The following is a 25809-nucleotide window of genomic DNA, read 5'->3' on the forward strand; positions in this document are numbered from 1 at the left end:
TTATGAAGCAAGAAAAAATTAATCGTATTAATGAATTAGCAAAAAAGAAAAAAATGCAAGGTCTTACTGAAGAAGAAAAAATGGAACAAGCAATTCTTAGAAAAGAATACATTGAAGGCTATCGTCGTTCTATTAAACATCATATCGAAGGTCTAAAATTAGTTGATGAAAAAGGGAATGATGTGACGCCAGAAAAATTAAAAGAAATTCAACGCCAAAAGGGGTTGCATGGTCGAAAATAAAGTTTATGATGATTAAAAAGTCACTAAAACAAGTGACTTTTTAATATTAACCTAATGATAGATTTATGCTATAATGAAAGAGATAAAAAATAGAGAGAGGTCACATTAATGACATTTGACAATATTGATCAGTTGGCAGTTAATACCGTTCGTACCCTATCAATTGATACTATCCAAAAAGCTAATTCCGGACATCCAGGTCTCCCAATGGGAGCAGCTCCAATGGCTTATGTGCTTTGGAATTATTTCTTGAAAGCAAACCCAAAAACTAGTCGTAAGTGGACAAACAGAGACCGTTTTATTTTATCTGCTGGTCACGGTAGTGCTATGCTCTATAGCTTGTTACATTTAGCGGGTTACCAATTAAGTATTGAGGATTTAAAAAACTTCCGTCAATGGGGTTCAAAAACACCAGGTCATCCAGAAGTTAATCACACTGATGGTGTTGAAGCAACAACTGGTCCATTGGGCCAAGGTATTGCAAATGCAGTTGGTATGGCTATGGCTGAAGTTCATTTAGCTGCTAAATTTAATAAACCAGGGTTTGATATTGTTGACCATTATACCTATGTTCTTAATGGTGATGGGGATTTGATGGAAGGTGTCAGTCAAGAAGCTGCTAGTCTTGCTGGACACTTAAAATTGGGTAAATTAATTTTGTTTTATGATTCTAATGATATCTCTCTTGATGGACCAACTTCAAAAGCTTTTACAGAAGATGTTAAAGGTCGTTTTGAAGCATATGGTTGGCAACACCTTCTTGTCACAGATGGTAATGATTTAGAGGCTATTAGTGAAGCTATAAAGCAAGCACAAGCTGAAACCAATAAACCAACTATCATTGAAGTTAAAACTGTTATTGGGTATGGCGCTCAAAATCAAGGAACTAGTGCTGTCCATGGAGCTCCACTTGGTAAAGATGGGGTGAGCTTTGCAAAATCAATTTATGGATGGTCTTATCCAGAATTTACTGTTCCAAAAGAAGTGACTGAACGTTTCCAAACTAGTTTAGGGCAAAGAGGAGAAGAAGCAGAAAACTCATGGAATGACCTTTTTGCACGTTATAAAAAAGAATACCCAGAATTAGCTAAAGAGTACCAACAAGCTTTCTTTGATTCACCAATTGAAGTGACACTAGAAGATTATGACGTAGAGACTAACCTTGCTAGCCGAGTAACTAGTCAAAAAGCCATTCAACAGATTGCTGAACAAGTACCATTATTATGGGGTGGCTCTGCTGACCTTTCAGCATCTAATAACACAATGATTGCTAATGATACAGACTTTCAAGTGGATAACTATCAAGGACGCAACATCTGGTTTGGCGTACGCGAATTTGCTATGGCAGCAGCTATGAATGGGATTGCTCTTCATGGTGGTACACGTGTTTATGGTGGCACCTTCTTTGTTTTTTCTAACTACCTTCTTCCAGCTGTTCGAATGGCTGCTTTACAGGAATTACCAACAATATATGTAATGACTCATGATTCTATCGCTGTTGGTGAAGATGGTCCAACACATGAACCAATAGAACAATTAGCAAGTGTTCGCTCAATGCCAAATCTTAATGTTATCCGTCCAGCTGATGGTAATGAAGTTAATGCAGCTTGGGTGCGTGCCTTAGCTGAAACGAAGCGACCAACAATGCTTGTGTTAACACGTCAAAACCTTCCAACTCTTGAAGGAACAAAAGAATTAGCAAAAGCTGGTGTTGATAAAGGTGCTTACATTTTATCTAAAGAAAAAGGAAACCTTGATGGTATCTTGATTGCCACAGGCAGTGAAGTTAAATTGGCACTTGATGCTCAAAAAGAACTGGAAGAAAAAAATATTTATGTCCGAGTGGTATCAATGCCATCACAGAACATTTTTGATGAACAAGATAAAGATTATCAAGAAAATATTTTACCATCACACATCACTAAACGTTTAGCTATTGAAGCAGCAACAAGTTATGGTTGGGGTAAATATGTTGGTTTATCAGGAAAAACACTAACCATTGATACTTGGGGAGCTTCTGCGCCAGGAAATTTATTATTAGAAGAGTATGGTTTCACAGTTGAAAATGTTTTAAACCATTATCATAGTTTATAAGAATAGGTACTAACCTTCATTATCTCTTTTTAAGAGTTAGTGAGGGTTTTTTATAGGACGTTAACAAAGGTTTTCTTTAAATTTGCTCTTTATAAAGATAATTTATTCTATAATTAAAGAGGTCAATGTACTTTATGTTATTGTTTTTCTGGGAACAACTATTTTAGAGAATCATTCATTATGTTTGTTTTAAAACCAAATTTTAGTAATTCGAAAGTGAATTTATCATAAAATGAGATCCTGATTCAAAGAGTAGAAAAAGTTAAAAGAAAATTTCTTACGCGTTAAAGCTTTTAAATCTTAAAGTCTTTAAAATATTAGCTGTTAGATATGTTTGTGAAAATAAGTGGGGTCCTAATGAAAAACAGTTTATAAAAGACTAAGTTTATGTTAAAATAAAGGTTATGACTAATGATTTTAACCACACAACAGTTCTTTTGCAAGAAACTGTCGATATGTTACATGTTAAACCAGATGGTATTTATGTAGATGCTACTTTAGGTGGTTCAGGACATAGTAACTATTTACTTTCAAAGTTGAATCTCAATGGACATTTGTACTGTTTTGATCAAGATCAAACAGCTATTGATAATGCTAAAAAAGAACTTGCAACTTTTATTTCAAATGGTCAAGTGACTTTTATTAAAGATAATTTTAGAAATCTCAAACAAGCCTTATTAGCTCATAATGTTAAAGAAATTGACGGTATTCTCTATGATTTAGGAGTGTCAAGCCCTCAACTTGATCATCGCGAACGAGGCTTCTCCTATAAAAAAGATGCACCCCTTGATATGCGTATGAATCAAGAAGCCAAACTATCAGCATACCATGTTGTTAATCACTATGATTACCATGACCTAGTTCGTCTCTTTTTTAAATATGGGGAAGACAAGTTTTCAAAACAAGTCGCAAGAAACATTGAAAAATCTAGACAAGTAAAACCTATTACAACAACAACAGAATTAGTTGATATCATTAAAGCTAGTAAGCCGGCTAAAGAATTAAAGAAAAAAGGTCATCCGGCCAAACAACTTTTTCAAGCGATTCGTATTGAAGTTAACGATGAGTTGGGTGCAGCTGATGAGTCTATTCAACAAGCTTTGGAGATGTTGGCTGTTGATGGCTATATATCTGTTATCACCTTTCATTCTTTAGAGGATCGTTTAGTCAAACAATTATTTAAAGATGCAAGTACTGTTCATGTACCAAAAGGTCTTCCTTTTATTCCTGAAGGAATGAAACCACAGTTTGAATTGGTTAACAAAAAACCAATCTTGCCGCAACCAAAAGAATTAGAAAAAAACAATCGCTCCCACTCGGCTAAATTGCGAGTGGCAAGAAGAATTTGGAAAAAAGCTAATGAATGAAAAAAAGAATGAAGTCATCATTAATGTGATTCAAAAAAGAATAAAAACATTTACGAGAATTGAAAAAGCCTTTTATGGTGCCTTGATTATCACAGCTATTATTTTATCTGTTGGTATTGTTTATATTCAAAGTCGTAATTTTCAGCTACAGCAAGAAATTTCACAACTGAATAAAAAAATTAATAACCAAAGGGATGAATTTGATAATGTTAAACAAGAAGTTAATGAGCTAACACGTTACGATCGCATTTCTGAAATTGCTGAAGAAGCTGGTTTAACTATTCAAGGTGGAAATAGTCAAAGGGTGGAATGACATGAAAAATTTGAAAAAGCGATTTTTACAATTTGTTACCAAAAACAGAAAAATTCCTGCTGAAAATAGAGAGCATGTTGGTCAAAACATGATGATTTTAGCCATTTTTATTTTTCTAGTCTTTATGATTAATTTTATTATTATCATTGGAACTGACAGTAAATTTGGGGTAGATCTTTCTGAAAAAGCAAAAACTGTTTATCAAACTACCCAAAAAGTTCAGGCGAAAAGAGGTTCAATACTTGATAGGGTTGGTGAGGTAATAGCAGAAGATTCAACAACCTACTCTATTTATGCTGTTATTGATAAAAATTATATCTCAATTAATGATGAGAAATTATATATACAATCTTTTCAATATGATAAGGTTGGGGATATCTTAAAAGATTATCTTGATATTGATAAAGACTATGTGATTGAGCAACTTAAAAGAGATGCCTCACAGGTTTTATTTGGTCCAAAAGGAGACAATATTAGTTATGGTGTAATGACAAAAATTACTAAAGCCATGCAAGAAGCTAATATTCAAGGGATTGGGTTTACTACTAGCCCAGGAAGAATGTATCCAAATGGTGTTTTTGCTTCTCAGTTAGTTGGTTATACAACGGTTAAAGAAGATAAAAATGGAGGTAAAACCCTTACAGGGTCCGGAGGATTAGAGTATACTTTAAACGATATTTTATCAGGGACAGATGGCATCGTGACCTACCAAAAAGATAAAAATGGCAATACTCTTCTTGGGACAGCAACGACAGTTAAAGAAGCTCTAGATGGTAAAGATGTCTACACGACTTTATATGCACCTCTACAAACTTATCTAGAAGCTCATATGAATATTTTTCAAGAAAAAGCCAATGGGGTTAATGCGAGTGCAACAGTTGTTAATGCTAAAACTGGAGAAATTTTAGCAACAACACAAAGACCAACCTATGATTCTGACACAAAAGAAGGTTTTGGTGTTGAAGGTTTTGAATGGCAAAATCTACTTTACCAAACTAGTTATGAACCAGGTTCCACTCTGAAAGTGATGACAGTTGCTTCTGCGATTGATAATAAAACCTTTAATCCAAATGCTACCATTGACAACAGTAAAGGTATAACAGTTGCTGATACAACAATTCAGGACTGGGATATTAATGATGGCAGTTCTCAAGGAACAATTAGAAATTTTGTTCAAGGATTTGCCCATTCTAGTAATGTTGCTATGACACAATTAGAGCTTAATATGGGACATGACACTTGGTTAAATTATTTAGAGAAGTTTCGTTTTGGTATCAGAACACGCTTTGGTATGGGATACGGCGATGTTCAAGAAAACCCAGGAAAAGTCAATTCTGACAATGTTGTTACAACAGCTATGAGTTCGTTTGGTCAAGGAATAAATGTTTCTCAAATTCAAATGTTAAGAGCTTTTACAGCTATTTCTAACGATGGGATTATGCTACAACCAAAATTTATCAGTCAAATCTATGACCCAAATACTGATACATCGCGTGTTGGAAAAACTGAAATTGTTGGGAATCCTATTTCTGCGCTAGCTGCTTCTCAAACACGTCAATATATGGTAACTGTTGGTACTGATCCTATTCATGGAACGCTTTATAGTCAAGATTATGGGCCAGTTATCCAAGTTGGTAATGAGTCAGTTGCAGTTAAATCAGGTACTGCTCAGATTGCTAAGGAAAATGGCGCTGGTTACTTAGAAGGTGAATTAAATAATATATATTCAGTTGTAGCAATGGTTCCTTCTGACGAACCTGATTTTATTATGTATGTTACATTGCAACAACCTGAACATTGGTCGTTTCTTTTTTGGCGAGATTTGGTCAATCCTGTTTTAGAAGAAGCAATGTCTATGAAACCAATTTTAACAGAGCCAGTTGTTTCTGTTTCAAATAAAAAAATGACTTACAAACTTCCAAAAGTTATTGGCGAAGACCCTGGTACTATTTCTGATGAATTACATCGTAATCTGGTTAGCCCTATAATTTTAGGACTTGGCGATAAAATTGAAAAATCTTCTGTTTTGAAAGGCAAAGAGCTAAAAGAAAATCAACAAATTTTATTATTGACAAATAGTTTTGAAACTTTACCAGATATGTATGGGTGGACTAAAAAGAATGTTGAACAATTTGCTAAATGGTTAGACATTGAAATCACTTTTAAAGGAAGTAAAGAAGGAACTGTTATCAAACAAAGTAAAGATGTTGGTACGAGTTTGAAAAAATTAAAAAAATTAACAATTACACTAGGAGATTAGTATGTTACTAAGTCTAGCAGCGAGTTCTCTCGCTTTTCTGGCAACTACTTTATTAACACCTCATTTTATACGTTTTTATCAGTTGAAAAAAATTGAAGGACAACAAATGCATGAAGATGTTAAACAACATCTTGATAAAGCTGGAACACCAACAATGGGTGGAACTGTCTTTTTAGTAATTTCTTTTATCATTTCAACATTTTTAACTTTATTATTTTTGAGAGGAGATAAAGTTGATACAAATGCAGTTCTTGGTATCTTATTAGTAATACTAATCTATGGAATGATTGGTTTCTTTGATGATTTCTTAAAAATTTTTAAAAAAAGAAACGAAGGTTTGAAAGCCTGGCAAAAATTATTGCTTCAACTTTTAGGGGGTACCATTTTTTATGTTTTGTACATACAAGGAAGTGGTACAAATGCTTTAAATATATTAGGATTTTCCCTTCATTTAGGAATTCTTTATGTGATATTTGTTTTATTCTGGTTAGTTGGCTTTTCAAATGCTGTCAACCTAACAGATGGTATTGATGGGTTGGCTTCTATATCAGTTGTTATTAGTCTATTAACATACGCTGTTATTGCTTATAAACAAGGACAAATGGGAATTTTACTTGTTATTGCAACGATGGTTGGAGCTTTACTTGCATTTTTTGTCTTCAATAAGAAACCTGCTAGGATTTTTATGGGAGATGTGGGAAGTTTAGCATTAGGAGCAATGTTAGCGGCCATTTCAATTGCTTTGCACCAAGAATGGACACTCTTATTGATAGGTATCGTCTATGTTCTTGAAACTAGTTCTGTCATACTTCAAGTTGCTTATTTTAGATGGACAAAAAAAAGAACCGGACAGGGGAAACGAATTTTTCGAATGACTCCACTTCATCATCATTTTGAATTGGGTGGTTTTACAGGACGAGGTAAAGCTTGGTCAGAATGGCGAGTGGATATTGTGTTTTGGGGAATAGGTCTACTTGCTGGTCTTATTACCTTAGTGATATTATATGTTTAAAACAAAACAGCAGATAACTGCTGTTTAATTTGTTATGATATAGGTAATAAGAAAAGAGGAAAAAATGTTATTTAAAGAATTTAAATTTAAAGATTATATTAATGAAGCCTTGATTGATTTAGGTTTTAAAGAACCAACAGAGGTTCAAAAACAGTTAATTCCAATCGTGAAATCAGGAAAGGATTTAGTTGGAGAATCTAAAACTGGATCAGGTAAGACACACACTTTTTTACTTCCAATTTTTGAAAAAATTGATGAAACAAATAATACTGTCCAAGTTGTCATTACATCTCCAAGTAGAGAACTTGCAATACAAATATATGATGCGACACGTCAAATTGCTCAATTTTCTAAGATCCCCATTCGTATTGCTAATTATGTGGGTGGAACAGATAAACTTAGACAAATTGATAAGCTGAAGAATAATCAACCACATATTGTTATTGGAACACCAGGACGTATTTATGATTTGATCAAATCAGGAAGTCTTGATATTCATCTAGCTCAAACACTGGTGATTGATGAAGCTGATATGACTTTAGATATGGGTTTTTTAGAAACAGTTGATCGTATTGCCAGCCATCTACCAAAATCAGTTCAAATTTTAGTTTTTTCAGCTACAATTCCTGAAAAATTAAAGCCTTTTTTAAAAAAGTATTTGACACAACCAGTGATTGAAAAAATAAAAACTAATACAGTTATTTCTGATACTATCGAGAATTGGTTGATTTCAACCAAAGGACGTGAGAAAAATAACCAACTTCTAACGATGATTAAAGCTCTTCAACCATACATGGCTATGATTTTTGTTAATACGAAGGAACGGGCTGATGAACTTCATACTTTTTTATCATCAAATGGCATGAAAGTTGCTAAAATTCATGGTGGAGTGCCTCCGCGTGAACGAAAGCGATTGATGTCACAAATCAAAAAATTAGATTATGAGTACATTGTAGCAACTGATCTTGCGGCAAGAGGTATAGATATTGAAGGTGTTAGTCATGTGATTAATGATGCGATTCCTCAAGATTTATCCTTCTTTGTTCATCGTGTTGGACGAACAGGTAGAAATAAGTTGAAAGGGACTGCTATTACACTTTATCAGCCTAGTGATGATTCTGATATTCGTGAACTTGAGAAAATGGGTATTCGCTTTATCCCTAAAGTCATTAAAAATGGTAGTTTTGAGGATACTTATGATCGGGAGCGACGTCAAAATCGTGAAAAAAAGCAAGAAAAATTAGACATTGAAATGATTGGTCTAGTAAAGAAAAAAAAGAAAAAAATTAAACCTGGTTATAAAAAGAAAATCAAATGGGCAGTTGATCAAAAACGTCGTAAAGAAAAACGAGTTGAAGCACGTACCAAGAATAGAAATGCTAGGAAAGCTAAAAAACAGAATTTTTAATCAGATATTTTTCCGATTAAAAAAATAGTGATAACTAACGAAATATTATAAAATAAAATTTAGGACAGATTGATAGCTAAAGCAATTAATATCTGTTATAATTTGAAATTGAATGAGGAACTAGTTTAGGTGAAAATATGCTAATAGAAGTATTTAGTCTTTATTTACAAGGCTTAGCAGCAGCAGTCATGATGGTTTTTTTATTGCTAGTAATATGGATGCTTTTTAGAGTTTTAAAACGAAAAGATAAAACAGCAGTTGATCGGCAAGCTGCTTTATATGATGCTTTTTTAATAGCTATCATTACCATTCCAATCTTATCATTTGCTTTTATGACTGTGATTTTAATGGTTAAAGCTTAGAAACCTCATTACAAAAAACAAGAAATTTATAGAAAGAATTATAGGTAAAGATATGTATGATTTAATTGTCATCGGTGCCGGTCCTGCAGGAATTACTGCTGCACTTTATGCAGCTAGAAGTAATTTAAAAGTAGCTACAATTGAACAAGGAGCACCAGGTGGTCAGATGAATAATACCGCAGACATTGAAAACTATCCGGGATTTGAATTAATTTCTGGCCCAGAATTATCAATGAAAATGTATGAACCACTTGCTAAAATGGGAGTTGAAAATATATATGGTATCGTGACTTCTATCGAAGATAAGGGTAGTTACAAAATTGTAAAAACAGATGATAACATTTATGAAACAAAGACAGTGATTATTGCAACTGGTGCTAAACATCGTTTGTTAGGAGCACCAGGTGAGGACACTTTTAGCAGTCGAGGTGTATCTTACTGTGCTATTTGTGATGGGGCATTCTTTAGAGATCAAGATTTATTAGTTGTTGGTGGTGGAGACTCTGCAGTTGAGGAATCTATCTTTTTAGCACGATTGGCTAAAAGTGTTACTATTGTTCATCGACGGGATGAATTACGTGCTCAAAAGGTGCTTCAAGAAAGAGCGTTTACAAACGATAAAATTAAATTTATTTGGGATACAGTGGTTAAAGAAATTAAAGGAGATAATGTTAAAGTTAAAAGTGTTGTTTTTGAAAATGTGAAGACCAAAGAAATCACAGAACAAGAATTTGGAGGTGTTTTTATTTATGTTGGTCTTATTCCAGTTTCAAGCATAGTTTCTAACTTGGGTATTACTGACGAATCTGGTTGGATTATCACAGATGAAAATATGAAAACAAAAATTCCAGGAATATTTGCTGTTGGTGATGTGCGCCAAAAATCCTTCCGACAGATTACTACTTCTGTAGCAGATGGAGCTATTGCAGCACAAAACGTTTATCAATATGTGATAGAAAATAGCTAATTATTATTAAAGAGCAAACAATTATTTTTCTTAATTAAAGATTTAATAAAGACTAAAAACACGGGATTTCCGTGTTTTTTTGTTCTTATGTTATAATAGAAAGAAGATAAAAGAGGAGAAAAATATGTATTCAGACGATAGTTTAAGTTTACACACTGATTTATATCAAATTAATATGATGCAAGTTTATTTTGAAAGAGGCATCCAAGATAAAAGAGCCGTTTTTGAAGTCTTTTTTAGGAAACAACCCTTTAATAATGGGTATGCTATATTTGCTGGTCTTGAGCGAATTGTTAACTATTTAAAAGATCTTAAATTTTCAGAGAGTGATCTAGCTTATTTAAAACAATTGGGATATCCTCAAGATTTTTTAGATTATCTTTCAAATTTTGAGTTGAAATTAACGCTTAGATCTGCTAAAGAAGGTGATTTAGTTTTTGCTAATGAACCAATTATTCAAGTAGAAGGACCACTTGCACAGTGTCAACTTATCGAGACAGCGCTTTTAAATATTGTTAATTTCCAAACTCTAATTGCTACAAAAGCAGCTCGTATAAAATCGGTGATTGAAAATGAACCACTACTTGAATTTGGTAGTCGTCGTGCTCAAGAAATGGATGCTGCTATCTGGGGGACGAGAGCAGCAGTCATTGGTGGGGCTGATGCAACAAGTAATGTTCGTGCAGGTAAGATTTTTGATATTCCTGTTTCAGGGACTCACGCGCATTCATTTGTTCAAGCCTATGGTAATGACTATGATGCTTTCATAGCTTATGCTAAGTCACATAAGGATTGTGTTTTCTTAGTAGATACTTATGATACTCTTCGACTAGGAGTTCCTTCGGCCATTAGAGTTGCTAAAGAACTTGGTAATAAGATTAATTTTAAAGGTGTTCGTATCGACTCTGGAGATATGGCTTATCTTTCCAAAAAAGTTAGACAACAATTAGATGAAGCTGGTTTTTCCAATGCTAAAATTTATGCTTCTAATGATCTAGATGAAAACACTATTTTAAATTTAAAAATGCAAAAAGCTAAAATTGATGTTTGGGGTGTTGGAACCAAACTTATCACAGCCTATGATCAGCCAGCTCTTGGTGCTGTTTATAAAATTGTTGCTATTGAAGATGATAATGGACAACTACGTGATACTATTAAGCTATCAAATAATGCTGAAAAAGTGTCAACGCCAGGTAAAAAACAAGTTTGGCGTATTACAAGTAGGGCTAAAGGCAAATCTGAAGGAGACTATATTACTTTTGCAGAAACAGATGTGAACCAATTAGATAAAATTGAAATGTTCCATCCCGTTTATACCTATATTAGAAAAACTGTTAAGGATTTTAAAGCAGTACCATTATTGATTGATGTCTTTAAAGAAGGTCGACTTGTTTATGACTTACCTAGCTTAGCAGACATTAAAAACTATGCTAGAAAGGAATTTGAACAACTTTGGGATGAGTATAAACGTGTGCTTAATCCTCAAGATTATCCGGTTGATTTGGCATTAGATGTGTGGCAAAACAAAATGGACTTAATTGATTATGTGAGAACAGAAGCTTTTTCCAAAGGAGTTGATAAATGAGTTTACAAAAAGATATTATTAAACAACTTGGTGTTAAACCACAAATAGATCCTAAAGCTGAAATCAGAATATCAATTGATTTTTTAAAAGACTACTTAAAAAAACACGATTTCTTGAAAACCTATGTTTTAGGTATTTCAGGAGGTCAAGATTCTACACTTGCAGGTCGTTTAGCTCAAATGGCAATAGAGGAATTGAGGCAAGAAACAGGTGATGCAAATTATCAATTTATAGCTGTCAGATTGCCATATGCTATTCAAATTGATGAAGCAGATGTTCAAATTGCTCTTGATTTTATCAAGCCAGATAAATTAATTACTGTTAACATAAAAGAATCTGTTGATGCTCAAGTCAATGTATTAAAAGCAGAAGGTGTCAGTATATCAGATTTTAATAAGGGGAACATCAAAGCACGTCAGAGAATGATTACCCAATATGCTATTGCTGGAGAAACTTCCGGAGTTGTTATTGGAACAGATCATGCAGCAGAAAATATTACTGGTTTTTTTACTAAATTTGGAGATGGTGGTTCAGACATCTTGCCTCTTTTTCGTCTTAATAAAAGGCAAGGCAGAAGTCTTCTAAAAGAATTAGGAGCTAATTCTATCTTGTATGAAAAGATACCAACTGCTGATTTGGAAGATAATAAACCAGGCCAATCAGATGAAGTAGCGCTTGGTGTTACTTATGATAACATCGATGATTATCTTGAAGGTAAGAAAATAAATAAAGAAGCTCAAGATAAAATAGAAGATTGGTGGCAAAAAACAAAACATAAAAGACACCTACCAATCACAATTTTTGATGAATTTTGGAAATAAAAGATTTTAGTAGATAGATTATAACTTCTTATGATGTACTTATGTGAGACATGCTGATTGATACTATTAATTTACTAAGCATAAGTTTTAATTTCAGCAACTGTCTCTTGATGGTTTATCAGGTAAATTTTATCAGAAAGAAGATTTTTCCTTTTTATTTTTAGTGGATTTACTATTTATGATTGGTTTGTTATAATGTTGATTGCAGTTCAATTTATTAAGGAGTTAATACTAGTGAAAAAATTCATTGCAAGTGTAACATTTTTAATGTTACTATTTTCTACCATCACATTTGTTTTTGCAGATGATACTACAGAGGATCTTGTGACACTTACAAGGCAGGCTGGCTATGAAGTAGATGAAAATAATAAACCTAAGGCTTCTATTACAATGGATGCTGATACAGGTGAGGTTTTATGGGCAGAAAACGCTGATGTTCAAAGAGACCCGGCAAGTATGTCTAAAATGATGACTCTTTATTTATTATTTGAAGAGTTACAAAAAGGTGATTTAACTCTTGATTCAACAATTGTAGCAACTGAGACAGATCAAGCAATCAGTCAAATTTATGAAATTAGTAATAATACTATTGTTGCTGGCGTTGCTTATCCGATTAAAGATTTGATCACAATGACAATTGTTCCCTCTTCAAATGCTGCTACCATCATGATTGCTAATTATCTTTCAGAAAATAATGCCTCTAATTTCATTGATAAAATGAATGCTAAAGCTAAAGAATTGGGAATGACAAACACTCAATTTAATAATGCTAGTGGTGCTGTGGCATCTGCTTTTAATGGCTATTATAGTCCTGATCGATATGATAATGAAGCAACCAACCTAACAACCGCAAAAGATTTTGCGACTCTTGCTTACTACTTTTTGAAAAATTTCCCAGAGATTGTGAATTATACCAATCAAACTAATGTAACAGTAATGGTTGGAACTCCATATGAGGCTTATTTTACCTCTTATAATCATTCTTTACCTGGTGGTGTCTACCCTTTTGAAGGTGTTGATGGTCTTAAAACAGGTTCAAGTCCTTCAGCAGGTTTTAATGCAATGACAACAGCCAAACAAGGAGATAAACGACTGATAGTTGTTGTTATGGGAGTTGGAGATTGGTCTGACCAAAATGGAGAGTTTTACCGTCACTCTTTCATCAACACCTTATTTCAACAAGGTTTTATTGAAACACAAAAAAAAGAAGAACTAGCACAGAACACAACAAAAAAGACCCCTGATAATGATCAAATGACTCAAGAAAATACTTTTTTAGAACAATCATCCTTTGATTATCTATTACCTGTTTTATTTATTGTTGGAACAGCCATCATTTCTCTTTTAGGAATTCTTATTTATCTTTTAATAAAAAAATAACACAATAAAAAAGTCATTATAATGACTTTTTTATTGTGTTTCTGTTATTTGTTCACTTGAAAAAGTAGTTTCTTGGGATTCCTCAGTAGTAGTTTCCTCGGAGGTTGTTTCTTCAGTAGTAGTTTCCTCAGAGGTTGTTTCTTCAGTAGTCGTAAAGGTATTGGTATTATAGCTTCCTCTTAGATAGAGAAAATCACCACTACGATATAGTCCGGTTGGCATCTGCCAGTCTTCATTTCCATTTTGAGTCAGATAAGTCATCATATGACGATAAACTCTAGCTGCAATATTTAAACCATCACCATACACAGGCATTAACCGATCTTTATAACCTGTCCAAACGGCCATAGCATACTGTGGTGTGTAACCAACAAAGTTTTCATCAGGAGCCATAGTACCAACTGAATAAGGATTGATACCTAATCTTTCTTCAATAACAGCTAGCTCTTCATCGGTATAGTTAGAAGTCCCCGTCTTACCAGCTTGATAAATTCCTGGTATAGCAGCTTCTGTTCCTGTTCCATAAGTGAGAACTTTTTTCATCATATCAGTCATCATATAAGCAGTAGTCTCTTCCATAGCTTTACTGCCACTATCTTCATAAGTTTTAACGGTACCATCGTTAAATTCAATTTTATTAATATATTGTGGTTTGTAATAAATACCTCCATTAGCAAAAGCTGCATATGCTGCGGCCATTTTCTCACTACTAGCACCATACTTTGCTTCTCCACTACTTGTATTACTAGAAATGGCATTAGAATAATGCATTTGAGGATAATTAATGTTGAGTTTTTCTAGAAAGTCTTGAGTTTTTTTCAGACCAGTTGCTTCTAAGGTTTTAACCGCAGGAACGTTTCGTGATTGAACAATAGCTGTTTGCATCGTCATCCAACCATAATATTGTCTATCCCAGTTGAATAATTGATCAGAAGTACCAGGCCAATAATAAATTGAATCATTTAGTGATTGGGCAGTTGAAGTGTAGACTCTATTTTCAATGGCAGGTGCATAGGCAGAAATAGGTTTCATCGTTGAACCCCAGTCTCTATCTGTTAGGACAGCTTGATTTGTTCCAAATGAGACATTTGGATCTTGGTTACGTCCACCCAACTGAGCAATAACTCTTCCATTTGTCACATCAATAATTGTTGCTGCAACTTGAAACTGTGCATCAGGGTAATTAATATAGGTGTCTGAATTGTAGATATCCCAAAGATAGCGTTGAGCATCTATGTCTACGTTAGTGTACACTTTTAGACCAGCTGAAAAAATATCTTGTTGCGTTTCTTTTTCAACTTCTGTGATAACTTCTTTTAGATAGTTATCAAGATACTTAGGATAACTACTATTTTCTTTTGCTTCTTGAAGACCATCGGTAACTGGTGTGGCTATAGCGTTTTCATACTCTTCTTTAGTAATATGTTTTAGTTGATACATTTGACCTAAAACAATATTTCTTCTTGATTGAGCTGCTTCTGGATTACCGTAAGGGTCATATTGACTTGGAGCTTGGGGAATTCCAGCTAAAAGAGCTAATTGAGGCACACTTAATTCAGTCAAATCTTTTCCAAAATAAGATTTAGCTGCAGTCAACATACCATAATTACCATTTCCCATATAAACTTTATTGATATAAAAGGTTAAGATTTCTTCTTTGGTATATTGTCTTTCCATCTGAAGAGCTAACCACGCTTCTTGAGCTTTTCTTTTCAATGTTTGATCAGCTTCACTGGTTGAAAAATAGGCTAGTTTGATTAATTGTTGGTCAAGGGTAGATCCTCCTTGAGTGGTAGAACTTGTTAAGTTGTGTAGGGCTGAGCCAACAATACGGTAAATATCAATTCCCCTATGATTAAAGAAACGGTGATCTTCAATAGCAGTAATCGCATTGACTAATCCGATTGGAATATTATCAGAAGATACACTTTCTCTTTTTTCTGCCCCTAAATCAGCAATAAGATTGTCATTTTTGTCAAATACTAAACTTGAACTTGTTGCATTGAGTTTTTCTTCTGACAAAGTAGGGGCACTACTAACGTAGTATGCAAATAATAGCCCACCAGCAACAATAGCCAAGATAACAAGACTGACACCAATGCTGATTGCGTATTTTAAAATTTTAATAATTTTTTTCTTATTAATGGGAATCACCACCTAAAATAAAATGTTCAATAATATCTAAATAAGGAATTTGAGGAAAAGCCTTTGTTTCAATCTGAAAACCATTTTTTTTGATATAATCAAGAGGCATAGATTTACTTCCGTTATCAATTTCATAAAAATCAATAAGATAAGTTGCAGGCAGATAGTAGGTTTCCTTAAGAGATGAGAAATGAAGAAGGACAAAACAAATACCATCTTGCTCAATCACTTTTTTCATATGAAGAATTTGATGTCTATGAAAATTTTTCATAGGCATAACCGATTTTTGCCTAGTTTCCTTAGCTTCAAAGTCGATATAATGTCCTTTGTAGACACCAGAGTAATCAGTTGTTGAGGCTTGTCTAAAATAAGCTTCAACAATTTTGGCTCGACTTCTTTGAGGATAATCAACCTTAACAATTTGAACTGGTGTTGGTTTTTTATGTATCACCGCCAGATGATGTGCTAGGTAATAATTATTTGTACTGTTTATAGCAGATTCAAAAGACATCCCTCTATTTGCAAAGTTAACAGTTTTAAGAGTCTGTTTTTTTGTAGATGCCTTACGAATAAGTTTATGAGGAAAGTTAACCATGAGACTCCTATACCTAGTTCTAGATAAATGATAACATAAGTTACTAATATTATAACATAAATTTAAATAAGGAGACAAATGATGACTGTGTTTCTTGTGACCGGCTATGGAATGACTGAATTAGGGATTTTCAAAGATAAGGATATTCGGATAAATATTATTAAGAAAGTAATAAAAAAAGATTTTATTGATTTTTTAGAAAATGGAGCAAATTGGTTTGTTTTTACAGGACGATTAGGGTTTGAATACTGGGCTTTAGAAGTTCTTAAAGAATTACAACAAGATTATGATTTTAAGATTGCTACTCTTTTTGCTTTTGAAAATCATGGGAATCAATGGAATGCTATTAATCAAGAAAAATTGCAAGATTTTAAAAAAGTTGATTTTCTAAAATATAGCTTTCCTAGTTATGAAAATCCTCAGCAGTTGTCACAATTTAACCATTTTTTACTACATCATACCAAGAGTGCTTATCTTTTTTATGATGAGGAAAAAAAGTCAAATTTAGATTATCTTTATCAGTTGATGAAAAAAGAAAAAAATTATACTATTCACCAAATTACCTTTGAAAGACTAAATAATATTGTTGAGGATTTAGAGTAAATACTTGCTTTTTAATCTAATTTTCGGTATGATTGAATTGATAAAGAATTTAATAATTCTTATAAATATAGAGATGTTTGGAGAAAGATATGGCTGGTATAAAGTTAAGTCCTAAAGATATATTTGAACAAGAATTTAAAACGAGTATGCGTGGATATGATAAGGATGAAGTCAATGAATTTTTAGATGATATTATTAAAGATTATGAAAATTTCATGGCTCAAATTCAGGCATTACATAAAGAAAATGAAAAATTAAAAGAACAAGTAGCTCAAAGTAAAATTGCTGAAGCATCTTCTACTCATTCTGATTTGTCACGTGTTTCAACTTCTGCAACCAATTTTGATATCCTAAAACGGATTAGTCGCCTTGAAAAAGAAGTTTTTGGAAAACAAATTATCGAGTAGTTTAAACATTAAAATAGACAAACAATATATAATGATTTGCAATTTTTGGATAATCGCATGATTTTATAAAATTATGAGGAAAGTCCATGCTAGCACTGGCTGTGATGCCAGTAGTGTTTGTGCTAGGTGAAACAATAAGCCTAGGGATGTCTTTTGACATTACGGCAATCAAAATAGCTAAGTCTAAGATATGCTAAAGTAGATTTGAAAGTGCCACAGTGACGTAGTTTTTGCGGAAACGTAAAAAATGGAACGCGGTAAACCCCTCAAGCTAGCAACCCAAACTTTGGTCGGGGCACGAGATAGATGGAAACAGAACGTACTATCTTGACTGTTTAACAGTAGACAGATGATTATCGAAAAAGACAAGACCTAGTTGTCTTTGGAACAAAACATGGCTTATAGAAAATTGCATAATAGGTTAGACTAGCTTATGCTAGTCTTTTATTTAATATAAAAAGAGGAATTATGAAAAATCAATTTGAGTTAATCGCGACTTGTGCAGCTGGGATAGAAGCAGTTGTCGGAAAAGAAATTAGAAATTTAGGAATAAATTGTCAAGTTGAAAATGGTCGTGTTCGTTTTTCAGGAGATTTAAAAACAATTATTGAAACCAATATTTGGCTTAGATCAGCAGATCGTATCAAAATTATTGTTGGTGAATTTTCTGCCAAAACCTTTGAAGAATTATTTCAAGGCGTATATGCTCTTGATTGGGAAAATTATTTACCTCTAGGAGCACGTTTTCCAATTTCAAAAGCAAAATCTGTCAAATCAAAGCTACATAATGAACCAAGTATCCAAGCCGTTTCTAAAAAAGCAGTTGTTAAAAAATTACAAAAACATTTTCATAGACCAGAACACGTGCCTTTAATGGAAACAGGTGCAGAATTTAAAATTGAAGTATCTCTTTTAAAAGATAAAGCGACGATTATGATAGATACAACGGGTTCCAGTCTTTTTAAAAGAGGCTACCGTGTTGATAAGGGTGGTGCTCCTATTAAAGAAAATATGGCGGCAGCTATTATTATGCTTAGCAATTGGTACCCCGACAAACCTTTTATTGATCCGACATGTGGTTCTGGGACATTTTGTATTGAAGCAGCCATGATTGGAATGAATATTGCTCCTGGTTTTAATCGTGATTTTGCTTTTGAGTCTTGGGATTGGGTTGATAAAGATTTAATTCAATCGGTACGTGATGCAGCTGATTTAAAGGCAAATTATGAGATAGAACTTGATATTTCAGGTTTTGACATTGATCATCGTATGATTGAAATCGCTCAGCAAAATGTGATTGAGGCTGGTTTTTCAGATGTCATTAAATTGAAACAAATGAGGCTTGAAGACCTACATACCAATAAATTAAATGGTGTTATTATTTCAAATCCACCTTATGGGGAGCGATTAATGGATGACGAATTAGTGACAAAATTGTATAATGATATGGGGAAAACGTTTCATCCGTTGAAAACATGGAGTAAATTTATCCTCACCAGTGATGAGAACTTTGAAACAAAATATGGTAGTCAAGCCGATAAAAAGCGTAAACTTTATAACGGTACTCTAAAGGTTGATCTTTACCAATATTTTGGAGAGCGTGTTAAACGGACTGTAAAATAGAAGAGGTGATTTTTTGTCTAATAAAAATAAAAAGAATTTGGATTTTGATGATGCTAAAAACATGACGGTTGAAGAAGCTATTCGTAAAGATTCAGAAATCAAGGCTGGTATCGACGAAAACGATAATATCTTAGATAGGTATATTAAGCAACATCGAGATGAAGTTGGAAAACATAAATTTGAAAATAAAGTAAAAGCTTCGCAAGAAGCACCAGAAGAAATAGATGATTTTATTCAAGAGAAAAGAGAAGAAGTCAACCCTTCTCAAGAAAATTTAGATTTTGATCATATTAAGCCAGAAGAGTTACCAGAAAATCAAGATTTGTCCGATAATATTATTCTTGGCGAAACAAAGAAGTTTTCAAATAGTAAGAGTCTTATTATTGGTGGGTTAATTGCTTTGTTACTAGCAATTTTTGCTTTTGGCTATATTTTAAATCATTTAAATAGTTCATCAACAATTGACAAAGAGACAACTGTCACTAAAGAAAAAGATACAAAGGCTAATGATGAAGATATTAAAGCCTTTAACGATATGTATGCAAGTTATTTTGTTGACAAGGAGTTGACAAAACTTAAAAATAGTGAATTTGAACGTTTATCTGAATTAGAAGTTGCTTTAAATAAACTTAAGGGAACCTCAACTTATACATCAGCAAAAGAAAAATATGATTCTTTGAAAAAAGCCATTGATGCCATTAAAGTTGTTAATGAACAATTCACTGATCCTGTTATCGTAGATGGTGAAAAGGTTTCGGGCACCATTAAAGAATCTGCGAATTTTGATACTTTATCTACTACTATGTTAAACACTGGAAAAGCGAATCTTGATAATTTATTGCAAAATGCTGTTTCTGAAGGTCGAAAACAATTAACAGATAAAGCAGAAAAAGAAAAAATAGCTTCAGCAAATCAAGCAGCTACTGAAGCTTCTGTATCACAACCTTCAAATGGTACTGAAAATAGTGCACCTCCTGCTATAAATAATGCAACAGTTACTAATAATGCTGCTTCATTATTTGGTATTAGTAATTATGATCCAGCTAGTTTACAACGTGATTTGAGTCGTGTGCCTTATAATAATGATATGATTGCTGATGTTAATAATCCTTCTTGGTTATTTAATGATGGTATTTTAGAAAGAATTGTTGCCGTAGCACAAGAAAGAGGTCTTATTTCTGGTAACAATTATATATTAGAACGTGTTAATATCATTAATGGAAATGGTTACTATAATATGTTTAAGCCAGACGGCACTTACTTATTCTCGATTAATGCTAAAACTGGGTATTTTGTTGGAAATGCACCAGGAAGAGCAGATGATCTTGATTATTAAATAAGCAAAAACACTTCAGTATTGCTGAAGTGTTTTTTATATGAGTAAACAAATTTAGGATATTCATTAAGCTATTTTTTCAAGCCAGTCTTTGGCTTTTTTTAATGATTCTAGGTTAATTTCATGGCTATTAACCCAAAAAGTATCGACATTAGCACCACGCTTTTCAAACTGTTCCACGACATTACGACTATCTTCTAAGGAACAGATAGGGTCTTCTTCTCCCATAGAAATGAAAACATATGTCTTGTCTTTTAACTGTGTTAAATGATCAGTATCTACTGGATACATTGGTGCAAATAAGATGCCCTTATGAAATGGTGTATGATCTGCCAATAAAAGATTAATGGCCATATTAGAACCATTTGAAAAACCAACTAAAACAACATCTTTTAAACCAAATTGATAGTTTTCTGCCATTTCTTCAATAAATTTTCGAATGACACCACCACGATAATTAAGGTCATCAACATCATAGAGGCCTTCTTCTAAACGTTTAAAGAATCTTAGCGCTCCATACTCATTAACCTCACCACGCAAACTCAAAACAGAAGCTGCGGGATTAAGAAATTCTGCGATAGATAATAAGCTGTGTTCATCCCCACCGGTGCCGTGTAATAAAACAAGCACTGGTGCATTGTTTAACCCTTTTTTAAAAATATGTTCCATTGATTTCTCCTAAGGTCTTTTTAGGTCAGTCAACTTACCAAGTTCAGCATAGGTTATTCCAGCCAAACGACTCATGGGTTGTAAGTTTTCAGGAATGATATAAGTATTTTGATAAACCTTGTCGTCTAAATGATAATGAAGTACTTTTAATAAGAGTAAATCAGAAATCACTTCATTGTTTTTATTTTTAATTTCAATATGATCATAAAGAGTCGTTTCAAATCTTGTTTTAGCTTCATTGACTCCGGGTGTTTTAATAGCACTAGAAGGGGCAAGCGTCATACCTGTAGCTTCTAATTCACTTTCTTCATAAGGAAGTTGAAGAGCTGCTTGATTAACCATTGATAGATTATCAAGACTAACACTATGAATAACTGCCTCTTTTTGTTCGAGAATGTTTCTTGCGGTATCTTTCATTTGACCATCCACTCGTTGAATACTTAATGATAAAATGGCCGGTCTATGAGAAACAATATTATAAAAACTAAAAGGGGCTAGATTAACAACGCCATTTTTTGTCATGGTTGAAACCAAGGCAATAGGTCTTGGAATAACACTTCCAATTAGAATCTTATATTGTTCTTTATCAGTTAGCGCTTCTTTAGCAATAGAAATCATTTTATCTCATCCTTAAATTCTAGAGGTTTTAAATTTGCTGAAATTTCTTCACGGCGTTTTTCATACATATGAGGAAGTTGTAATTTTCTTCCTAAAAATTCGTATTCCTCATCAACAGTCATACCAGGTCCGTCTGTAGCAAATTCAAAGATAACTTTACCTGTTTCACGAACATAAATTGATTTGAAGTATTTACGGTCTCTAACAGATGTAACATTGTAATCTTTTTGAATAAGGAACTCCCGCCAAGCTAATTCAGTTTCATCATCTGGTAATGACCAAGCAATATGGTGAACAGTTCCAGGTCCCCAAGAGCCACGGTCATCAGAGACATTAGGAATAACTAAATCGTGTTTTTCCATACCAACTGTTTGAAGACGGTAAGTATCATCGTTTTCAGTCAGGTCATCTAACCCCATAAATTCTTTTAGAAAATTGCGACTACCAGCTGGGTCATTTGAAAGGAGGATAGCACCGTGGAAACCGATAATATCAGGTTTAACATTTGCTTTTCCAGACTCAACCATAGCCAAATCTAAACCATGAATATCTTGGAAGTAAAGAGCATTGAATTCAAACCAAGGTTTTTCTTCAACTGTAATATTGTTGGTAGTAAGACGTTTTTTCCAAAATGCAAGTGAACCTTTAGGAATTCTAAAAGCAATACGTCCTACTTGACCACTTCCTTTTTCTCCAGGATCAGCATTTTCCCATGGGAAGAAAGTAATTAGTGTACCTTGATCATAGTTTTGATTTGAGAAATAAAGATGATAAACACTAGGATCATCAAAATTGACAGTTTGTTTCACTAATCTTAACTTTAAAAGATTGTGATAAAAATCTAAGTTTTCTTGAGCACTACCAACAATAGCAGTAATGTGATGAATACGTTTAATAGCTTCCATGATATATGATCTCCTTTTAATTAATGACGTTTTGTATTGAATGGACGAATAGTATTTTCAATTATTTCTCTTTGTGACTCTAAAAATGGTGGCAAAGAAAGTATGATAAGTATGGTTATCATCTTGCTTAACTATTTTTTAACCAAACACATTCCTAAAATTTCTGTAAAGATTTTATAATTACACTCCACATCGTCAGTCATTGCGCTCACGTGGTGAATTCCAATTAAGTTAGTGTCTATCATAGTTATCCTCTTCGATTATTTCTGTTTCGAAATATTTAGCAATAGATTAAGTGCCTATAAGCACTTGAATCCTTTTAGCAACTAGATAATTTTTTTAAAAGATTATTTAAAGTTTTGATTTCTTCATCTTCTAAATTATCAAATAGTTTAGTTAGCATCTCAGCATGCTTTGGAAAAGATGATGCGATTAGCTCTTTACCCTCAGACAATAAATAAACTTGAGTAATACGCTTATCTTCAGGATTTGTTCTACGTTCAACTAATTTCTTTTGACAAAGCTTATCTAAGGTATACGTTGTACTGCTGTTTGCGACTAAAATTCTTTCCTTGATTTCTTGCATTGTTTTAGGACCTTTGTGGTATAACAACTCTAAAACAGCAAACTCACTAGAATTTAAGTCATAAGCTTGTACGTCATGTTTAACAGCTTGCTCAAATTTATCAGATATTCTTTTTAAGCCAATAAATGTTTTTAAAGCTAATTCTTGACGTGTCATACTTCCTCCTTTATTTAAAATTCGAAATAATTTTAACAGAGAAAAAGTTGGTTGTCAATCGTTTTGCTATAAAAATAATTTAAGAATAGAAATAAAGAAATATTACCATGAAAGGTTAAACAATGTGACGTTCAAAAGGATCATCAGAAATGCCTCTTGATAAAATCAGTTTTGACCATTCCTTAGCAGAAAATAGACTGTGATCCTTGTAATTTCCACAAGATTCAATAGTTGTACCTGGAACATCTTCCCAAGAAATGCCATCAGCAATCTCTTCTAATGATGCTTTGATCACTGTAGCAATATCTTTGGTTGTATGTTCACCCCACATAATCATATGAAAACCAGTTCGACAACCAAATGGTGAACAATCAATCATTCCATCAATTCGTTTTCTGATAAGTTTGGCTAATAAATGCTCTATAGTATGTAGTCCTGAGGTTGGAATAGCATCATCATTTGGCTGAACTAAACGAATATCATAATTACTGATAACATCCCCTTTAGGTCCAACTTCTGTAGAAATTAAACGAACATAAGGTGCTTTAACAATAGTATGATCAAGCTCAAAGCTTTCAACAATAACATCTTTGGTCATAATTTTCTCCTTTAACTCTTCTTTAATCATATCATATTTTTTTTGGTTCTGTTGTTTTTTGGATTGTGAAAACTTTCTTTTTATGGTAAACTAAAATAGGTTTTCATAAGAAAATCGAATAAATAAAATAAAAAATTTGAGGTAAAAACATGACAAACATTTTTATAATGATTGCTTGTGCCCTCATTGGTTTGGTTATTGGTTATGTAGCAATTTCAGTAAAAATGAAATCTGCTAAAAATGCTGCAGAACTAACTCTTTTAAATGCAGAACAAGATGCTGTTAATTTACGTGGTAAGGCTGAAGAAGAAGCCATCCACATCAGAAAAACAGCAGATCGTGAAAGTAAGGCTTATAAAAAAGAATTACTTATAGAAGCTAAAGAAGAGGCTAGAAAATATCGGGAAGAAATTGAACAAGAGTTTAAGTCTGAAAGACAAGAACTTAAACAAATGGAGAATCGTTTAAGTGAACGTGCTTCAACTCTTGATCGTAAAGATGAAAATTTAACAAGTAAAGAAAAAACACTTGATTCGAAAGAGCAAAGTCTTTCTGATAAATCTAGACATATTGATGAGCGTGAGCAAGCAGTTGCTGCTTTAGAACTTAAAAAGACAGAGGAACTTGAAAAAGTAGCTTCTCTAAGTCAAGAAGAAGCTAAGGAAATAATCTTGGCAGAAACAGAAAAAAATCTAACTCAAGATATTGCTAACCGTATTCGTGAAGCAGATAGAGAAGTTAGAGATCGTGCTGATAAGACAGCTAAAGAACTGCTAGCTCAAGCTATGCAACGTTTAGCTGGTGAGTATGTAACTGAACAAACAATTACGTCTGTCTCTCTTCCAGATGATAGCATGAAAGGTCGTATTATTGGTCGGGAAGGTCGCAATATTCGTACACTTGAAAGCTTAACTGGAATTGATGTGATTATTGATGATACACCAGAAGTGGTTGTTCTATCAGGATTTGATCCTATTCGTCGAGAAATCGCTAGAACAACTCTTGAAGCTTTAATTCAAGATGGACGAATTCATCCAGCTAGGATTGAAGAATTAGTTGAGAAGAATCGTCTAGAAATTGATAATCGTATTCGTGAATATGGTGAGGCAGCTGCCTATGAAATTGGTGCACTTAACATGCACCCTGACTTGATAAAAATTATGGGACGCTTACAATTTCGTACTAGCTTTGGCCAAAATGTTCTTCGTCACTCTATTGAAGTGGGTAAATTAGCAGGTCATCTTGCTAGTGAAATGGGTGAAAATGAAGCGCTTGCCCGTCGTGCTGGTTTTATGCATGATATCGGAAAAGCAATTGACCGTGAAGTTGAAGGAAGTCATGTTGAAATTGGTATGGAGCTTGCTCGTAAATATAAAGAGCATCCAGTAGTTGTAAATACCATTGCTAGTCACCATGGTGATGTTGAACCTGAAAGTGTAATAGCTGTTTTAGTAGCAGCAGCAGATGCTCTTAGCTCTGCTCGACCAGGTGCTCGTAACGAATCGATGGAAAACTATATCAAGCGATTACGTGATCTAGAAGAAATTGCTAATGGTTTTGATGGTGTTCATCACAGTTTTGCTTTACAAGCTGGTAGAGAAATTAGAATTATGGTTCAACCAGAAAAAATTTCTGATGACGAAGTCACTATTTTAGCACACAAGGTTCGTCAAAAGATTGAAAATAATTTGGATTATCCTGGAAACATTAAAGTGACGGTTATTCGTGAATTAAGAGTTATTGATTATGCTAAATAA

At 33.4% G+C, this 25809-nt stretch carries 24 protein-coding genes, 1 other RNA gene and 1 pseudogene; 18 read left to right on the plus strand and 8 right to left on the minus strand.

Going from position 1 to position 25809, the window contains the following annotated elements:
* Nucleotides 1–2 precede the first annotated feature (2 nt).
* From A3I1_RS0100440 to A3I1_RS0100495, 12 genes are all read left to right on the plus strand, one after another.
* Nucleotides 3–242, plus strand: coding sequence for a DUF896 family protein (locus A3I1_RS0100440; RefSeq protein ID WP_018369345.1), 240 nt, complete (start codon nt 3–5; stop codon nt 240–242).
* 108 nt (nt 243–350) lie between these two features.
* Nucleotides 351–2336, plus strand: a complete 1986-nt coding sequence (gene tkt, locus A3I1_RS0100445) for a transketolase (RefSeq protein WP_018369346.1) — start codon at nt 351–353, stop codon at nt 2334–2336.
* 404 nt (nt 2337–2740) lie between these two features.
* The gene (rsmH, locus tag A3I1_RS0100450) at nt 2741–3703 is read left to right on the plus strand and encodes a 16S rRNA (cytosine(1402)-N(4))-methyltransferase RsmH (RefSeq protein ID WP_018369347.1); all 963 of its coding nucleotides are present in this window, start codon (nt 2741–2743) and stop codon (nt 3701–3703) included.
* On the plus strand, nt 3696–4016 hold the full coding sequence (gene ftsL / locus A3I1_RS0100455) for a cell division protein FtsL (RefSeq protein WP_018369348.1): 321 nt from the start codon (nt 3696–3698) through the stop codon (nt 4014–4016). Before rsmH ends, ftsL begins: the two co-directional genes overlap by 8 nt.
* A 1-nt stretch (nt 4017) precedes the next feature.
* Complete coding sequence (gene pbp2x / locus A3I1_RS0100460; RefSeq protein ID WP_018369349.1) at nt 4018–6276, plus strand: penicillin-binding protein PBP2X; 2259 nt, start codon at nt 4018–4020, stop codon at nt 6274–6276.
* Between the two features lies 1 nt (nt 6277).
* Entirely contained in the window at nt 6278–7288 is a 1011-nt protein-coding gene (mraY, locus tag A3I1_RS0100465; protein WP_018369350.1) for a phospho-N-acetylmuramoyl-pentapeptide-transferase, read from the plus strand.
* A 64-nt stretch (nt 7289–7352) separates the two neighbouring features.
* Complete coding sequence (locus A3I1_RS0100470) at nt 7353–8696, plus strand: DEAD/DEAH box helicase (RefSeq protein WP_018369351.1); 1344 nt, start codon at nt 7353–7355, stop codon at nt 8694–8696.
* Nucleotides 8697–8833: 137 nt separating this feature from the next.
* Nucleotides 8834–9058, plus strand: coding sequence for a DUF4059 family protein (locus A3I1_RS0100475; RefSeq protein ID WP_018369352.1), 225 nt, complete (start codon nt 8834–8836; stop codon nt 9056–9058).
* A gap of 52 nt (nt 9059–9110) precedes the next feature.
* On the plus strand, nt 9111–10025 hold the full coding sequence (trxB, locus tag A3I1_RS0100480) for a thioredoxin-disulfide reductase (protein ID WP_018369353.1): 915 nt from the start codon (nt 9111–9113) through the stop codon (nt 10023–10025).
* A gap of 124 nt (nt 10026–10149) precedes the next feature.
* A complete protein-coding gene (locus tag A3I1_RS0100485) occupies nt 10150–11610 on the plus strand; it encodes a nicotinate phosphoribosyltransferase (RefSeq protein WP_018369354.1) in 1461 nt (486 codons plus the stop codon).
* Nucleotides 11607–12431: an ammonia-dependent NAD(+) synthetase gene (nadE, locus tag A3I1_RS0100490; RefSeq protein WP_018369355.1), complete on the plus strand. Its 825-nt coding sequence runs from the start codon at nt 11607–11609 to the stop codon at nt 12429–12431. The genes A3I1_RS0100485 and nadE overlap by 4 nt, the downstream gene beginning before the upstream one ends.
* Nucleotides 12432–12626: 195 nt before the next feature.
* On the plus strand, nt 12627–13811 hold the full coding sequence (locus A3I1_RS0100495) for a serine hydrolase (RefSeq protein ID WP_051069663.1): 1185 nt from the start codon (nt 12627–12629) through the stop codon (nt 13809–13811).
* A gap of 30 nt (nt 13812–13841) precedes the next feature.
* Here A3I1_RS0100495 and pbp1a read toward each other — a convergent pair whose 3' ends face one another.
* Together pbp1a and recU are read right to left on the minus strand one after the other, a co-directional pair.
* Nucleotides 13842–15962, minus strand: a complete 2121-nt coding sequence (gene pbp1a, locus A3I1_RS0100500; protein ID WP_419756764.1) for a penicillin-binding protein PBP1A — start codon at nt 15960–15962, stop codon at nt 13842–13844.
* On the minus strand, nt 15952–16551 hold the full coding sequence (recU, locus tag A3I1_RS0100505; RefSeq protein ID WP_018369358.1) for a Holliday junction resolvase RecU: 600 nt from the start codon (nt 16549–16551) through the stop codon (nt 15952–15954). The genes pbp1a and recU overlap by 11 nt, the downstream gene beginning before the upstream one ends.
* 78 nt (nt 16552–16629) lie before the next feature.
* Between recU and A3I1_RS0100510 the strand changes: the two genes are divergently transcribed.
* From A3I1_RS0100510 to A3I1_RS0100530, 5 genes are all read left to right on the plus strand, one after another.
* On the plus strand, nt 16630–17154 hold the full coding sequence (locus A3I1_RS0100510; RefSeq protein WP_026216708.1) for an SLOG family protein: 525 nt from the start codon (nt 16630–16632) through the stop codon (nt 17152–17154).
* Between the two features lie 89 nt (nt 17155–17243).
* Nucleotides 17244–17561, plus strand: a complete 318-nt coding sequence (gene gpsB, locus A3I1_RS0100515) for a cell division regulator GpsB (protein WP_018369360.1) — start codon at nt 17244–17246, stop codon at nt 17559–17561.
* A gap of 41 nt (nt 17562–17602) precedes the next feature.
* Nucleotides 17603–17968, plus strand: an RNA gene (gene rnpB, locus A3I1_RS08285) — RNase P RNA component class B.
* 61 nt (nt 17969–18029) lie between these two features.
* Nucleotides 18030–19184: a THUMP domain-containing class I SAM-dependent RNA methyltransferase gene (locus A3I1_RS0100525; RefSeq protein WP_018369362.1), complete on the plus strand. Its 1155-nt coding sequence runs from the start codon at nt 18030–18032 to the stop codon at nt 19182–19184.
* 61 nt (nt 19185–19245) lie between these two features.
* Nucleotides 19246–20520 carry a cell division site-positioning protein MapZ family protein gene (locus A3I1_RS0100530; RefSeq protein ID WP_169332627.1) on the plus strand — a complete coding sequence of 425 codons (1275 nt, stop codon included), beginning with the start codon at nt 19246–19248 and terminating at the stop codon, nt 20518–20520.
* 66 nt (nt 20521–20586) lie between these two features.
* On the opposite strand, the gene A3I1_RS0100535 is transcribed toward A3I1_RS0100530, so the two are convergent.
* From A3I1_RS0100535 to A3I1_RS0100555, 6 genes and pseudogenes are all read right to left on the minus strand, one after another.
* Nucleotides 20587–21189, minus strand: coding sequence for an alpha/beta hydrolase (locus A3I1_RS0100535; RefSeq protein WP_018369364.1), 603 nt, complete (start codon nt 21187–21189; stop codon nt 20587–20589).
* 9 nt (nt 21190–21198) lie between these two features.
* Nucleotides 21199–21807, minus strand: a complete 609-nt coding sequence (locus A3I1_RS0100540; protein ID WP_018369365.1) for a flavin reductase family protein — start codon at nt 21805–21807, stop codon at nt 21199–21201.
* Nucleotides 21804–22712: a VOC family protein gene (locus A3I1_RS0100545; protein WP_018369366.1), complete on the minus strand. Its 909-nt coding sequence runs from the start codon at nt 22710–22712 to the stop codon at nt 21804–21806. The genes A3I1_RS0100540 and A3I1_RS0100545 overlap by 4 nt, the downstream gene beginning before the upstream one ends.
* Before the next feature lie 90 nt (nt 22713–22802).
* Nucleotides 22803–22957 (minus strand): annotated as a pseudogene (locus A3I1_RS08570) (VOC family protein); the annotation flags it as partial.
* A 74-nt stretch (nt 22958–23031) separates the two neighbouring features.
* On the minus strand, nt 23032–23454 hold the full coding sequence (locus A3I1_RS0100550; protein ID WP_018369368.1) for a MarR family winged helix-turn-helix transcriptional regulator: 423 nt from the start codon (nt 23452–23454) through the stop codon (nt 23032–23034).
* 115 nt (nt 23455–23569) lie between these two features.
* Nucleotides 23570–24052, minus strand: a complete 483-nt coding sequence (locus A3I1_RS0100555; protein ID WP_018369369.1) for an S-ribosylhomocysteine lyase — start codon at nt 24050–24052, stop codon at nt 23570–23572.
* Nucleotides 24053–24201: 149 nt separating this feature from the next.
* Here A3I1_RS0100555 and A3I1_RS0100560 point away from each other — a divergent pair, with 149 nt between their 5' ends.
* Complete coding sequence (locus tag A3I1_RS0100560; RefSeq protein WP_018369370.1) at nt 24202–25809, plus strand: ribonuclease Y; 1608 nt, start codon at nt 24202–24204, stop codon at nt 25807–25809.

This window comes from Streptococcus marimammalium DSM 18627 (assembly GCF_000380045.1).
Classification (GTDB): domain Bacteria; phylum Bacillota; class Bacilli; order Lactobacillales; family Streptococcaceae; genus Streptococcus; species Streptococcus marimammalium.